The organism is Micromonospora sp. CPCC 205554 (assembly GCF_036902745.1).
In the GTDB taxonomy this organism is placed as follows: Bacteria; Actinomycetota; Actinomycetes; order Mycobacteriales; family Micromonosporaceae; genus Micromonospora; species Micromonospora tulbaghiae.
The window spans coordinates 1-13960 of the sequence record NZ_JBAKHP010000043.1; the positions used below are offsets into that span (position 1 = coordinate 1).

A 13960-nucleotide genomic window follows, 5' to 3' on the forward strand; every position below is an offset into this window, starting at 1 on the left:
TCGACAAGCCAGAACCTAGGCAGGACAACGGCGTGCGCCATCAACGACGCGCCCAACCACCCACAGACACGTCACAAGACCCATAAATATGCCTGAGAGGCATAACGCCGGAGAGGCAACTCTTCTGTTCCGGGGCGACACGCCGCTCCCGGGAGGGCGCGTTAACCGGTCGACCGGGGGTGCCTGCCGTGCCACGATCGCGCCGTGCCCGCCTCCGTGACCGGCCTGCTGCGCCGGCAGTTCGACCTGACCTGGGCGCTCGCCGAGTACCACCTCGACCGGCTGGAGCCGGCGGACTTCCTCCGGGAGCCGGGCACGCTCTGCTGGACCATGCGTCCCGGTCCGGACGGCGGCTGGCGCCCCGACTGGGCCGACACCGAGCCGGATCCGGTGCCGGTGCCCACGATCGCGTGGCTGACCTGGCACATCGGCTGGTGGTGGTCGGTCGCCGCCGACCACGTGCGGCAGCGGCCGGTGCGGGAACGCGACGACATCCGGTGGCCCGGGCCGGGCGACGACACGGTCGCCTGGCTGCGGGAGCTGCGGGCGGAGTGGGCCGACACGCTGGACGGGCTGACCGAGGACGACCTGGACCGGCCGTCCGCGTACCCCTGGCCCGCCGACGCGGGGTTCACCGTCGCGGACCTGGCCGCGTGGGTGAACGCCGAGCTGATGAAGAACGTGGCCGAGATCGGGCAGCTCCGGCTGCTGCGGGCGGCCGTGCTCAGTGCGCGCCGCCGAGGTTGAGCACCACCACCCCGGCGATGACCAGCCCCGCCCCGACCACCTTCGCCACGCTCAGCGGCTCACCCAGGAACGCCGCGCCGATCGCCATGATGGCGGCGGTGCCGAGGCCGGACCAGACCGCGTACGCGACGCCGACCGGGATGTCCTTCACGGCCAGCGAGAGCAGCCCGAACGCGGACAGGTACGCCGCGGCGAGGCCGAGCGTGGGCCAGAGCCGGGTGAAGCCGTCGGTTGCCTTGAGCAGACTGGTGCCGATCACCTCGGCGGTGATCGCGCCGAGCAGGAACAGGTACGCCATCGCAGGACCGTACCCCGGTCCTGCGATGGCGCCCGGTCAGCTCGGTCAGGAGACGGTGCAGGCCTTGCCGTTCAGGGTGACCAGCCCCGGATCCGGGTTCGGGAACCGGGAGGCGGTCCCGTTGAAGCCGAACGTGGTGGACGCGCCCGGCGCCAGCTTCGCGTTCCAGGGCAGGTTCTTCGCGGTGACCGTGGCGCCGCTCTGGCCGAGCTGCGCCGACCACGCGTGGTCGACCTTCTGGTCGCCGAGGAAGGCCCAGCGCAGGCTCCACCCGTTCACCGCCGTCGTGCCGGTGTTGCGCACCGTCACCTGGGTGGTGAAGCCGGACGGCCAGCTCCCGTGCGTGGTGTACGTGACCGAGCAGGACGGCGCCGGCACCGCGCCGGCGTCACCCTGGTCGGCCAGGAACGACGCGAGCCAGGCCAGCGCCGAGTTCCAGTTGATCGCCACCTCGTTCGTCGCGTACGAGTTGATGTCGTCGACGTAGCAGAACATCGGCGCGCACCCGGCGAGCAGGTTCGCCGCGAACGGGTCCTGGAGCGCGGCGTTCGGGCCACCGGCGAGCGAGCCGGCCGGCGGGCGCGGCAGGTCCGGGTTCAGCTGGTGGCCGAAGATCCGGCTGTGCTGGTTGCGGGCGTGCTGCTCGCCCCACCCGGTCACGTACGACATGTTCAGCGCGTTGCGGCCGAACAGGTAGTCGGCGGCCTGCACCGCGCCGTCCCGGTACTTCGCGTCGCGGCTCAGGTCGAACGCGGTGCCCAGCACGATCGCGTTGTTCACCAGGTTGCTGTTGCTGCCCCAGACGTACGCGTCGGCGCTGCCGGGGAACGGCAGCCCGTACGCCTGGCCGGCGATCGTGGCCAGGTAGCGGTCGGCGGCGGCGGTGACGGACTCGCGGATGCGGGTCTTCTCCGCGGCGGGCAGCGTGTTCGGCACGGTGGCCAGGTCCAGGCGGCCCAGCGCGGCGACGCTCTGCCAGCCGAACGCGCCACCGGCGGCGAACACGTCGGCGGTGTGCAGCGGCGAGCCGGTGACGTCGGCCAGGTACGCCTTGTCGCCTGTGGTCAGCCACAGCTCGGCCGCGGCCCAGTAGAACTCGTCGCTGACATTGGTGTCGTCGTACGCGCCGCCGCCGGTGCTGTCGGTGGCCGGGGCGTAGATCGCCGGGTGCGCCTTGGCCGCCGCGTACGCGGTCTTCGCGGCGGTGCCGCAGCGCGCGGCGAACGCGGCGTCGTACGGGGCGTACAGCCGCTGGCACTGCGCCGCGACGGCGGCCAGGTTCAGCGTGGCGGCGGTGGACGGCGCGTGCAGCTCGCGCGGCTGCGGGTCGTCCTGGGGTGAGAGCGGCAGGCCGGTCCAGTTCCGGTCGTGGATCTTGTGGTGGACCATCCCGGCCAGCGGCTTGCCCGCCGGCACCTGCATGCGCAGCAGGAACTCCAGCTCCCAGCGGGCCTCGTCGAGCACGTCCGGCACGTCGTTGCCGCGCTCGGGCAGCCGCAGCGTGGAGTCGCCCAGGGCGGCGCCGCCGTCGGCCGTCTCGGCGGTCTTGGTCCGCTCGAAGGTGCTCAGCAGCTGGTAGGTGGCGATGCCGCCGTTGACGACGTACTTGCCGTGGTCACCGGCGTCGTACCAGCCGCCGCGCACGTCCAGCGAGTAGTCGCAGACGCCGGCCTGGCACGGCACGTCGGTGTCGCCCTGGTTGGGCTCGACGCCCAGGTGGCCGGCCGGGCGGGCGTACTCCTCGCCGATCAGGTCGCCGTCGATGGCGATGCCGCTGCGCTGGGCGTAGAAGAACTGGAGCGAGTCGGCGCGCAGCCGGTCGTAGAGCGCGCCGGAGATGTCGAACGGGTGGCTGGTCTCGCCGTCCACGGTCAGCGTGTAGCCGGTGCCCGGCTTGCGGTACGCGGAGAAGTCGACGGTCTGCACGTTCTGCGCCGAGGCGGCGTCGGTGCCGCGCGGCGTGGTCTGCCCGCTGGCGACCACCGCGCCGGCCCCCGACTTGAGCTGCCACGGCAGCGCGTCGGTGGCCTCGGTGACCACTGTCGCGTGCTTCGGCCCGCCGGGCAGGTAGCCGACCTGGTTGACCCGGACCCGGGGCCCGGTGTCCGGCTCGTACGGCGGCGCCGGCTCCCCGCCGCGCAGCGACACGTTGTCCAGGCAGAACGTCTGCGCCTGGGCGCTGCCCCCGACCTGGAAGATCAGCTGGGCGGTGGGGTTGTCGGCCGGCGAGGTGAACGTGGTGCTGACGCGCTGCGCGGTGCCGGTGGCTGTCGCGTCGACGCTGGCGTACGTGGTGTAGGGGGCGCTGCCGAGCTGGAGGACCGCCTTGACGGCCGCGCCGGGGGTCGCGGAGACGTCGAAGGACAGCTCGTACTCGGCGCCCTGGGTCAGCGGCACCGCGTCCTGCCCGATGCCGGCGTCCCACGGGTTGGCGGTGCCCGCCGCGACGGAGGTGCAGAGCCGGCCGTCGACGACCGCGAGGTCGCCGGTGCCGTACGAGAACCAGGGTGAGACACCGGCGCTGAAGTCGCCGTTGCGGAGTTGTTCGGGGGCGTCCGGCGGCACCTCGGCGCTCGCCGGGCCGGCGGTGAGGCCGGTGAGCGCCAGCGTGGTGGCCGCGAGCGCGGCGAGCCGACGACGGGATCGGGTCACGGAGGTTCCTTCCGTGCTCGGGGGTGGTGGGGGAGACCGGAAGCTGGGAGCGCTCCCAATATCAGCCCGATGTTTCCATCGCGTTCCGCCGCTGTCAATCGATCCGGCCCGATGATCGCCGCGCGCCCGCGCGCGGTTCGATTCGGCGCGCCACGTACGATGTCAGTGATCTCCTAGAGACATCCGAGCCCTCGACCTGGCAGGCTGCGACCCATGACCCTGAAGCTTCGTTCCGTCGGAGCGAGCGACCGTGGGCTGATCCGCAGCGGCAACCAGGACGCGCAGCACGCGGGCGCCTGGCTGGTCGCGGTCGCCGACGGCATGGGCGGCATGGCGGCCGGCGACCTGGCCAGCCGCATCGCCATCGACGCGATCGCCCCGCTCGACGTGGAGACGCCGGAGGACGCCCTCGTCGCCGCGCTCCAGGGCGGGATCGAGCTGGCCACCGCGCGGATCCGCCAGGCCGTCGAGGAGGATCCGGAACGCCAGGGCATGGGCACCACGCTCACCGCGCTGCTGTTCGCCCGCACCGGCAGCTGCCTGGCGCTGGCGCACGTCGGCGACTCCCGGGCCTACCTCTACCGCGAGGGCGTGCTCAAGCAGGTCACCCGCGACGACACGTTCGTGCAGATGCTCGTCGACCAGGGCGTCATCACCGCCGAGCAGGCCAGCAGCCATCCCCGGCGGGCGGTCGTGACCCAGGCGTTGCAGGGCGACGAGGTCTCCCCGTCGTACGCCACGATGGTGCCCCGGGCCGGTGACCGCTGGCTGCTGTGCAGCGACGGCCTCTCCAACGTGGTCCGCGCGGACACGCTCACCGAGGTGCTCAGCGAGCAGCCGGAACGCGACGCCTGCGCGGCCCGGCTGATCGACCTGGCGCTACGGGCCGGCGGCCCGGACAACATCACCGTCGTGATCGCCGACGTGGTCGAGGTGTAGCCCTCACCGCCGGCGCGGGCTCGCCCGGCGGGTCGGCTCGGCGGTGGTCGGGTCCTCCGGCCAGGGATGGCGCGGGTAGCGGCCACGCAGCTCCGCCCGCACCTGCGGGTACCCGGTGCGCCAGAACGAGGCCAGGTCCGCGGTGACCGCCACCGGCCGCCCGGCGGGGGAGAGCAGGTGCAGCAGCACCGGCACCCGCCCGTCGGCGATCCGCGGCACGTCCCGCCAGCCGAACGTCTCCTGGAGCTTGACGGCCAGCACCGGGGCGGCCGGGTCGGCGTAGTCGACCCGGATCCGCGAGCCGCTGGGCACGTCGAGCCGTTCCGGGGCCAGCTCGTCCAGCCGCGCGGCCTGCCGCCAGTCCAGCAGCCGCCGCAGCGCCGCCGCCACGTCCACCCGGCTGAGGTCGGCCCGGCGGCGGGCGCGGGCCAGCTCCGGGCCGAGCCAGGCGGGCGCGCCGGCGATCAGCGCCGCGTCGGAGACGTCCGGCCAGTCGTCGCCGAGCGCCTGGCGGCAGAACGCCAGCCGGCGGCGCAGCCCGGTCGCCTCCGGCGTCCAGCGCAGCAGCCCCGGCCCCTCCTGCCGCAGCCCGTCCAGCAGCGCCCCCGCGACCAGCTCCGGTTCCGGCGCGGTGAGCGGCCGGTCGACCAGCTCGACCGCGCCGAGCCGGACCACCTCGCGGGCCACCACGTCCCCGCCGGACCAGGCCACCTCCCGTCCGGTGTCCAGCAGTGCCGCCCCGGCCTCCCGGGCCGTCGCCTCGTCGATCGGCGCGGCCAGCCGCACCCGGGCGGCCGGCGCGCCGGGCGAGCGGTCGGCCACCGCGACGGCCAGCCACGCCGCTCCGGCCAGCCCCGACCCGGGCGCCAGCTCCGCGGCGGTCCCGCCGGCCATCAGGTACGCGGACCCGCCCGGCCGCCGCGCCCGGGCCAGCCGTTCCGGGTACGCCAGTCCGGCGAGCAGCCCCGCGGCCAGATCGTCCGGCAGGCGCTCCCGCTCGTCTGCCGCCGACCGCCCGGCGTCGCGCCGCTGCGCCGCCCGTCCGGCGGGGGCGCCGGTCTGTCGCCGATCGGCCGGGCCGGTGGGTGAGCCGGGGCGCTCGCCCGCGCCGTCGGCGGGCAGTGCGGCGCGCAGGCGGCGTACCTCGGTGCGCCAGCGCGCGGTGGCGGCCGGGTCGGTGCCGTCGCGCAGCCGCCGCCAGCGGGCGGGCAGGTCGTCCCCCGTCCCGCCCAGCGTGTCCTCGCCGAGGATCGCCACCACCTGGGCGGCCCGCTCGGCACCGACGCGGGGCGCGCCGTCCAGCAGCGCCCGGGCCAGCCGGGGATGCGTGCCCGCCGCCGCGACCGCCCGCCCCCGCGCGGTGATCCGGCCGTCGTGGTCCACCGCGCCGAGCGTGGTCAGCGTCTCCCGCGCCACCGTCAGCGCGGCCGGCGGCGGTGGGTCGGGCAGCGCCAGCCCGGTGCCGTCCGGTGTGCCCCAGGCGGCCAGCTCCAGCGCGAACCCGGTCAGGTCGGCGGTGGCGATCTCCGGTTCGGGCTGCGGGGCGAGCCGCTCGTGCGTGGCCTCGGACCAGCAACGGTAGACCGCGCCGGGCGCCTCCCGTCCGGCCCGGCCGGCGCGCTGGGTGGCCCCGGCCCGGGACACCGGCACCGTCACCAGCGCGCCCAGTCCCCGCGCCAGATCGGTGCGGGGCACCCGGCTCAGTCCGGCGTCCACCACCACCCGGACGCCGGGCACGGTCAGGCTGCTCTCCGCCACCGCCGTCGCCAGCACCACGCGCCGCCCGGCGGCCGGGGTGAGCGCCGCGTCCTGGGCCGGGCCGGGCAGCCGCCCGTGCAGCGGCAGCACCGCGACCTCGCGCAGGCCGGCCAGCCGGCCGGCCACGGCGGCGATCTCACCCGCGCCGGGCAGGAAGACGAGCACGTCGCCGTCGCGTTCGCGCAGCGCCCGGCGCACGGTGGCGGCCACGTGGTCGAGCAGCGCCGGATCGACCCGGCCGGCGCCGGGTGGCGTCACCGGGCGCGGCGGTGGCGCCCACACCCGCTCGACCGGGTGCAGCGCGGCCTCGGCGCGTACCACGGGGGCGGGGTCGCCGGCGCCGAGCAGCGCGGCGAACCGGTCCGTCCGCGGGGTGGCCGACATCGCCAGCAGCCACAGGTCCGGGCGCAGCGTCGCGCGGGCCTCGACGCTGAACGCGAGCGCCAGGTCGGCGTCGAGGTGCCGCTCGTGGCACTCGTCGAGCAGGACCGCGTCCACGCCCGGCAGTTCCGGGTCGTGGTGCAGGCGGCGGACCAGCAGGCCGGTGGTGACCACCTCGACCCGGGTGCGCGGCCCGGCGCGGCGCTCGCCGCGCACCGCGTACCCGATCCGGTCGCCGACCCGCTCGCCGAGCAGGGCGGCCATCCGGTGCGCGGCGGCGCGGGCGGCCACCCGCCGGGGCTGGGCGATCACCACGCGGCCGGTGACCGCGTCGGCGACCGCGAGCGGCGCGGTGGTGGTCTTGCCGGTGCCCGGCGGTGCCACCAGGACGGCGGCGCCGCGCTCGCGCAGCGCGCCGACGAGCGCCGGCAGGACCGGGCGGACCGGCAGGTCGAGCGGGATGTCGGCGAGCACCGATCCACTCTCGCACCGCGCCGCCGGACGGGTCGCGTCGCCCCCGGAACGCGGAACGGCCCGGCCGGCGCACCGCCGACCGGGCCGGGTGGGCCGCCGCGCCGGGTCCGCCGACCCGGCCGCCGCCCCCTCTTGCTAGTACGTTCCGTCGAGCTGACCGCGCAGCTTGGTCAGTGCCCGGGCCAGCAGCCGGGACACGTGCATCTGCGAGACGCCGATCTGCTCGGCGATCTGCGACTGGGTCAGGTTGCCGTAGAAGCGCAGCGTGAGGATCTTCTGCTCGCGCTGGTCGAGCGTGGCGAGCGCCGGGCCGAGGGCCACCCGCATCTCGGCCAGCTCGAACTCGCCGTCCTCACCGCCGAGCAGGTCGCCCAGCTCGGTGGCCCGCTCGCCGTCGCCGGTCGGGGTGGACAGCGACACCGCGTTGTACGCGCGGGCGCCCTCCAGGCCCTCCAGCACCTCTTCCTCGGTGAGCTTGAGGTGGGCGGCGATGTCGGCGACCGTCGGCGAGCGGCCGAGCGTCTGGAGCAGGGTGCTGTTGGCGTCGGAGATCGCCAGGCGCAGCTCCTGGAGCCGGCGCGGCACCCGGATGTCCCAGGTGCGGTCGCGGAAGTGGCGCTTCAGCTCGCCGATGATGGTGGGGATGGCGTAGCCGGCGAAGTCGACGCCGCGCGACGGATCGAACTTGTCGATCGCCTTGATCAGGCCGATCGCGGCGGTCTGCGCCAGGTCGTCGTTGGGCTCGCCCCGGCCGCTGTAGCGGTGGGCCAGGTGGTTCGCCAGCGGCAGCCACGCCTCGATGGCCCGGTCGCGCAGTGCGGGCCGCGACGGGTGGTCGGCGGGCAGCGCGGCCATCGCGGCGAGCAGGTCGGCGGCGCTGTCGGTGAGCGAGCGGGGGTCGAGCTTCGCGGAGGCGGCCGGCGTGGTCGCCGGGGCGCTGATCGTGGGAGCGGTCATGGGTGGTCCTCCCTGCACCTCGTCCACGGAAGAAAAAAGACGTGACGCTCAGGTTTAGGTGTCGGTCGTACGTTCGGAAGCCACCATAGCCCGATCGTGCTGCGGAAATCTAGCCGAAAGTACGATGTACTTAAGGTGTAAGCAGCCATGAAAGGCATGAGCCGGTCGATATCACGCTCGGCGGGGTGGGCGGGCCGCGCCGACCGGTCGGCCCCGGACGTACCCCGACCGGTCAACGTGGAATCCGACAGGTGGCCGAAGTGTCGCCTTTCTGTCGTTGTCCCCCCGACGGGACCGCCCGTAGCGTCCGTAACGACACGTCAACGGAGGCACCGTGCTGGATCCCGCCGCGCCGCAACTCGTCATCAACGCCCGGACGCTGCTGTTCAGCTGGCTCCCGGCGGATCCCGGCGCGGCCGACACGCTGCTGCCCCCGGGCCTGCGCCCGCACCCCCAGCGGCAGGTGTTCGTCAACCAGTACGTGGTCGACGACGAGACGCAGACCTCGGGCTTCGGGGCGTACTCGCTCACCTACCTGGGTGTCTCACTGGCGGACATGGACCCGCCCGACGGCGAGACGCCCGGTGGCTGGTGGACGCACTACTTCTCCTCCAGCGAGCGGGTCCGGCGGTACGCCGCCGCACGGGGCGCGCCGGCCGCGCCCGGGGAGACCCGCCTCGACCTGCGGGGCGATCAGCTCACCGGCGAGACCCGGGCCGCCGACGGCACGCTGCTGATCCGGGTCACCGCCCGGGTCGGGCACACCGGCACCGAGGCGCACAACGGCCACCACCGCTACCTCACCCGCGGCGACGGTGAGCTGATCGTCACCGACTACCCGTACGTGGCCGAGCCGGTGTCGCCGTTCGAGGTCGAGTCGGTGGAGTTCCCCGCCCCGGAGCACCCGGTCCACGCGCTGCGGCCGGCCAACCCGCTGCACGTGTGCTGGGGGTTCTACTCGCCGCGCGTGTCGTTCGCGTACCCCGCCCGCCCGAACGTGCCGGACGAGCCGGACGAGCCGGCGGACCTTCACCAGGTGCCGGCCCGCCGGGCGCGCAGCGGCCTGCCGTCCGGGTCGTAGACCAGCCGGTACGCGGGCAGCGCCCAGAGCCGCGTACGCCAGGGCAGCCGCTCCGGGCGGTGCGGCCGCAACCGGCCCGGCGGACGCGGACCGGCCCGGCCCTCGGCGTGCCAGCGGTCCAGCTCGTCGGCCGCCGCGGTGATCGCCGCGACCGCGTCCGCCGGGTCCAGCAGGTCGTCGTCCTGCCCGCCGCCGGGATCGCGGTCCAGGTGCTCGCGCCACAGCCGCAGCCGCAGGTCGCGGGCGAACACGCGGGCGCCGTCGCCCAGCCCGGCCGGGTCGCCCGGCGCCCGTTCGTCGCGGGTGTCGTCGAGCACCGCGCAGGACAGCTCGCTGTCGTGCGTCCAGGACCGGCGGTTGAAGTTGTCGCTGCCCACGCTGGCCCACACGTCGTCCACCACGCAGACCTTGGCGTGCACGTAGACCGGCGTGCCGTCGTGGTTCTCCACGTCGAACACGTGCACCCGCTCCGGCGCGGCCCGGTGGCACAGCGACAGCGCCTGCTCCCGGCCGACCATGTTCGGCGGCAGCGCGAGCCGGCCGTCCACGTCGGGGTGCCGGGGGACGACGGCCACCAGGTGCAGGTCCGGGTGCTCGTGCAGCGCCTGCGCGAACAGTTCGGCCACCTCGGTCGACCAGAGGTACTGGTCCTCCAGGTAGATCAGCCGCCGGGCCCGGCGTACCGCCTTGGTGTAGCCGCGGGCCACGGTGCGCTCGCCGTCCGGGGCGAACGGGTAGCGGGGCCGCACCGCCGGGTAGGTGCGCAGCACCTGCACGTGGTGCGGCCCGCACGGCGGCGGGTCGGCGGGCTGCTCGGGCAGCGGGTCCGAGCGCAGGTCGGAACCGCGCATCCGGTCCCGCAGGTACGCCATCGGGTTCTCCGAGTCCAGCGGCATCGGATCGGTCCACCGCTCCCGGAACGTGGTGTCGAGCGCGCCGACCACCGGCCCGCGTACCGCCAGTTGCACGTCGTGCCAGGGTGGCGTGGGGCCGTACCGGGGGGACATGCCGACCGGTTGCGGGTCGCCGGCGTGACCGGCGTCGTCGCGGCGGCTGTGGCACAGGTCGATGCCGCCGGCGAAGGCGACGTCGCGGCGCGGGTCGCCGGGACGGCGCAGCACCACGAGCTTCTGGTGGTGCGAGCCGCCGCGCCGGACCCGCTGGTCGAGCAGCACCTCGCCGCCGGCCGCGCGGATCGCCTCGCTGAGGTCGCGGTTCTCCGCCTCGCTGTAGGAGAGCGTGTCGAGGTGGGAGCGCCAGACCAGGCCCTTGACGATCACGCCGCGCTGGGCGGCACGGGCGAACAACTGCGCCACCGTCGGGCCGTCCGGGCGCATCCGCTCGTCCGGGTCACCACGCCAGTCGGTGAAGAACAGGTGGTCGCCCGCCGAGAGCGACTCCACCTCGCTGACCAGGCGGTCGAAGTACGCGGCACCGTGAATCAGCGGCTCGGCGAGGTTTCCATCGGTCCAGACGGGTAATTCAGAGGCCGGGTTGGCGCGTTCCTGTGCGGTGAGGAACCAGTCCCGCAGAGTCACGTTCCACCCCCCGAGGTCGACGACGTCCTCACACGGTAGGACCCCCGGCAGGGCCCCGCACGTCGAGCAGCAGGTCGGCGTCGGTGCCGCGCGTCAGGGGTGCGCCGGACCCCTGGACCGCGAAACCGAGGAGGCACCGACATGCCCGCCGAGACGACGAACACCGTGACCGACCGCGAGCAGGCGGTGGAGGGGGAGCGGGGTGCGCTGGTGGCGGTCCTGTTGATGGTGATCCTCGGGGTGGCCGGGATCTTCGCCGTCTCCTGAGACCGCAGCCGGGCGCCCCGGCGAACCGGGGCGCCCGTAGCAGGTCAGGGCCGCTCGCCCTGGCCGTCGGTGTGCGGCACCCGCCCGGTCGGGATCACCCCGAGCCGGCCGGCCTGGAAGTCCTCGACCGCCTGGATCAGCTCGGCCCGGGTGTTCATCACGAACGGACCGTAGTGCGCCACCGGCTCGCGGATCGGCCGGCCGCCCATCAGGTACAGCTCCAGCGCCGGGGCGTTCGAGTCCTGCGTCCGGTCGGCGGTGATCCGCAGCGCCTCACCGGGCCCGTGCACGGCGAGCTGGCCGAGGTGGATCGGCCGCCGGTCGGTGCCGACAGTGCCGCGGCCGGCCAGCACGTACACCAGCGCGTTGAAGTCCGACCGCCACGGCAGGCTCAGCTCGGCGCCGGGCTGCAACGTGACGTGCGCGATGGTGATCGGCGTGTGCGTCGAGCCCGGCCCCTTGTGCCCGGCGACCTCGCCGGCGATGACCCGGATCAGGCCGCCGCCGTCGGGCGTGGTCAGCAGCGCCGACTCCCGGCCGCGGATGTCCTGGTAGCGGGGCGCGCTCATCTTGGCCACCCGGGGCAGGTTGACCCAGAGCTGGAGGCCGTGGAACAGCCCGCCGCTCATCACCAGGTGCTCCGGCGGGGCCTCGATGTGCAACAGGCCGCTACCGGCCGTCATCCACTGGGTGTCGCCGTCGGTGATGGTGCCGCCGCCACCCGTCGAGTCCTGGTGGTCCATGATGCCGTCGATCATGTAGGTCACCGTCTCGAAGCCGCGGTGCGGGTGCCAGGAGGTGCCCTTCGGCTCGCCCGGCGCGTAGTCGACCTCGCCCATCTGGTCGAGGTGGATGAACGGGTCCAGCTCGGTCATCGGCACCCCGGCGAAGGCCCGGCGGACCGGGAAGCCCTCGCCCTCGTACCCGCTGGGGGCGGTGGTGACCCGACGGACCTGGCGGTATTCGGTGGCCTCGCCGAGCTCGGGCAGGCGGGGCAGGACGAGGACGTCGTCGACGGTGATCGCGGGCATCGCGGGACTCCTTACTTGTCGGCCGGGGTGGACGACGCGGTGCGGTCGGCGCGCAGGCGCCGGCCGAGCCGCTCGAAGACCCGGGTGAGGCAGGCGACCTCGGCGTCGTCGAGGTCGTCGATCAGGTGGGCGCGGACGGAGCGCAGGTGGTGCGGCGCGGCCTCGCGCAGGGCGAGCAGGCCGGCCGCGGTGAGCACGGCCTCGCTGCCGCGCCGGTCCGCCGGGCACGCCTCCTTCGCCACCAGGCCGCGCTTCTGCATGGTGGTGATCTGGTAGGTCAGCCGGCTCGGAGAGAACACCAGCCGGTCGGCCAGCTCACCCATGCGCAGCCGCTGACCGGGCGCCTCGGAGAGCAGCACCAGCACGTGGTAGTCGGCGAAGCTCAGGTCGCTGTCGGCGCGCAGGTCGTCCTCGAGCCGGGTGAACAGCCGCTGGCTCGACTCGATGTACGCGCGCCAGCAGGCCGTCCGCTCGGCGTCCAGGCTCTCCGTCATGACGCCGAGAGTAGCACTATTTAAAATTTAAACAAGCCCTCCAGCCGCGAGGCCGTGCGCTCTGGCGGAGCCACTCTTAAAACTTTGAACGTGTGATCCGGCTAGGGTCGGGGGATGGACGATCTCGACCTGCTCGACTGGCGGGAGCAGGTGGCCCGGCTCTACCTGTCCGACCTCGACCTGACCGGCTTCCGGGCCGCGCGCGACGAGCTGTTCCGCACCCACCCGAGCAGCCCGGTGCCGCCCGCCGACCGGCCCGGCCTCACCGGGCTGCGCTGGTATCCGCCCGACCCGTCGGCGGTGGTGGAGGCGCCGCTGCGCCCCGCCTCCGGGGAGCTGCGCATCGACACCGGCGGCCCGGACGGGGTGGTCGCGTATCGGCGGGTGGCGGTCGCCGAGACGCCGTGGGGGCCGCTCACGCTGTGGTGGATCGAGGCGTACGGGGGCGGGCTGTTCCTGCCGCTGCGCGACGGCACCTGCGGCGACGGCTCGTACGGCGGGGGCCGGTACCTCACCGACACGGTCAAGGGCACCTTCGGCCGCGGCCTGACCGTGCTCCCCGGCGGCCGGGTCCGGCTGGACGCCAACTACCTCTACAACCCCAGCTGCGCCTACGACGACAGGTGGGCCTGCCCGCTGGCCCCGCCGGAGAACCGGGTGGACGTGCCGCTGCGGGCCGGCGAGCGGGCGTACCACTGACGCGCCGAGGGAGGACCCCGGCGGGGCCCTCCCTCGATGTGGCGTACCGCCGGTCAGCGGGCGGTGGCGCCGGTCGGTGTCAGGTGCATCCGGCTGAGCATCTGCTGGGCCTGGTCGGCCAGCTCCGCGTCCACGGTCACCGCGTACTGGGCGGCCCGCAGCGAACTGGCCGACGTGAAGTCACGCTGCCCACCGCTCATGGCGTGCGCGACCGCGCCGAACACCGCACCCCAGATCGCACCGATCACCAGCCCGACCAGGATCACCGCCAGCCAGTTCCCGGCGGTGAAGATGCCGAACAGCAACCCGATGAACAAACCGAACCAGGCGCCGGTGCCGGCCCCGAGCAGGGCCGCCCGGCCCGTGCTGAGCCGTCCCATCACGGTCTCCACGAGCGTGAGGTCCGTACCGACGATCGAGGTACGCTCCACCGGGAACCGGTTGTCGGCCAGATAGTCCACCACGCGCTGGGCGGACGGATAGTCCGGATACGAGCCGATCGTGACGGTCGGCGCCCCGGCGTGCGGACCGTGCCCGTCCCCGCTCGGCGGCGTCGGGCGACCGCCCGGGCCGGACGGGAGGTTGTCGCTGCCCGGCATTCCGGGTTGCCAGGCCGCGGTCGGAGTCGAGGGTCTGGTCATGAG

Annotated in this window: 13 protein-coding genes; 5 read left to right on the forward strand and 8 right to left on the reverse strand. The window is 74.6% G+C overall.

Annotated elements, in window-relative coordinates; translation table 11 throughout:
* Nucleotides 1-204: 204 nt before the first annotated feature.
* Nucleotides 205-747, forward strand: coding sequence for a DinB family protein (locus tag V6U82_RS29645; protein WP_334467164.1), 543 nt, complete (start codon nt 205-207; stop codon nt 745-747).
* Here V6U82_RS29645 and V6U82_RS29650 read toward each other — a convergent pair.
* Entirely contained in the window at nt 725-1045 is a 321-nt protein-coding gene (locus tag V6U82_RS29650) for a DMT family transporter (protein ID WP_128137261.1), read from the reverse strand. The genes V6U82_RS29645 and V6U82_RS29650 overlap by 23 nt on opposite strands.
* Nucleotides 1046-1090: 45 nt before the next feature.
* Entirely contained in the window at nt 1091-3697 is a 2607-nt protein-coding gene (locus V6U82_RS29655) for a glycoside hydrolase family 9 protein (protein ID WP_334467165.1), read from the reverse strand.
* 213 nt (nt 3698-3910) lie between these two features.
* Here V6U82_RS29655 and V6U82_RS29660 point away from each other — a divergent pair, with 213 nt between their 5' ends.
* Nucleotides 3911-4636, forward strand: coding sequence for a PP2C family protein-serine/threonine phosphatase (locus V6U82_RS29660; RefSeq protein ID WP_334467166.1), 726 nt, complete (start codon nt 3911-3913; stop codon nt 4634-4636).
* A 3-nt stretch (nt 4637-4639) separates the two neighbouring features.
* Here V6U82_RS29660 and hrpB read toward each other — a convergent pair whose 3' ends face one another.
* Both hrpB and V6U82_RS29670 read right to left on the reverse strand, forming a co-directional pair.
* Nucleotides 4640-7249, reverse strand: coding sequence for an ATP-dependent helicase HrpB (gene hrpB / locus V6U82_RS29665; protein ID WP_334467167.1), 2610 nt, complete (start codon nt 7247-7249; stop codon nt 4640-4642).
* Between the two features lie 135 nt (nt 7250-7384).
* Nucleotides 7385-8206: a SigB/SigF/SigG family RNA polymerase sigma factor gene (locus tag V6U82_RS29670; protein WP_128139135.1), complete on the reverse strand. Its 822-nt coding sequence runs from the start codon at nt 8204-8206 to the stop codon at nt 7385-7387.
* A 334-nt stretch (nt 8207-8540) separates the two neighbouring features.
* Here V6U82_RS29670 and V6U82_RS29675 point away from each other — a divergent pair, with 334 nt between their 5' ends.
* Nucleotides 8541-9287, forward strand: coding sequence for a hypothetical protein (locus V6U82_RS29675; protein WP_334467168.1), 747 nt, complete (start codon nt 8541-8543; stop codon nt 9285-9287).
* Here V6U82_RS29675 and V6U82_RS29680 read toward each other — a convergent pair.
* A complete protein-coding gene (locus V6U82_RS29680) occupies nt 9236-10825 on the reverse strand; it encodes a phospholipase D family protein (RefSeq protein ID WP_334467169.1) in 1590 nt (529 codons plus the stop codon). The genes V6U82_RS29675 and V6U82_RS29680 overlap by 52 nt on opposite strands.
* A gap of 141 nt (nt 10826-10966) precedes the next feature.
* Here V6U82_RS29680 and V6U82_RS29685 point away from each other — a divergent pair, with 141 nt between their 5' ends.
* Nucleotides 10967-11092, forward strand: coding sequence for a hypothetical protein (locus V6U82_RS29685; protein ID WP_255498982.1), 126 nt, complete (start codon nt 10967-10969; stop codon nt 11090-11092).
* A gap of 44 nt (nt 11093-11136) precedes the next feature.
* On the opposite strand, the gene V6U82_RS29690 is transcribed toward V6U82_RS29685, so the two are convergent.
* Together V6U82_RS29690 and V6U82_RS29695 are read right to left on the reverse strand one after the other, a co-directional pair.
* Entirely contained in the window at nt 11137-12123 is a 987-nt protein-coding gene (locus tag V6U82_RS29690; RefSeq protein WP_334467173.1) for a pirin family protein, read from the reverse strand.
* An 11-nt stretch (nt 12124-12134) separates the two neighbouring features.
* Nucleotides 12135-12617: a MarR family winged helix-turn-helix transcriptional regulator gene (locus tag V6U82_RS29695; protein WP_128137961.1), complete on the reverse strand. Its 483-nt coding sequence runs from the start codon at nt 12615-12617 to the stop codon at nt 12135-12137.
* Nucleotides 12618-12731: 114 nt separating this feature from the next.
* Between V6U82_RS29695 and V6U82_RS29700 the strand changes: the two genes are divergently transcribed.
* Entirely contained in the window at nt 12732-13316 is a 585-nt protein-coding gene (locus V6U82_RS29700) for a DUF1684 domain-containing protein (RefSeq protein ID WP_128137962.1), read from the forward strand.
* Between the two features lie 53 nt (nt 13317-13369).
* Here the strand turns inward: V6U82_RS29700 and V6U82_RS29705 are convergent, their stop codons facing one another.
* On the reverse strand, nt 13370-13957 hold the full coding sequence (locus V6U82_RS29705; RefSeq protein ID WP_334467175.1) for a general stress protein: 588 nt from the start codon (nt 13955-13957) through the stop codon (nt 13370-13372).
* Between the last annotated feature and the right edge of the window lie 3 nt (nt 13958-13960).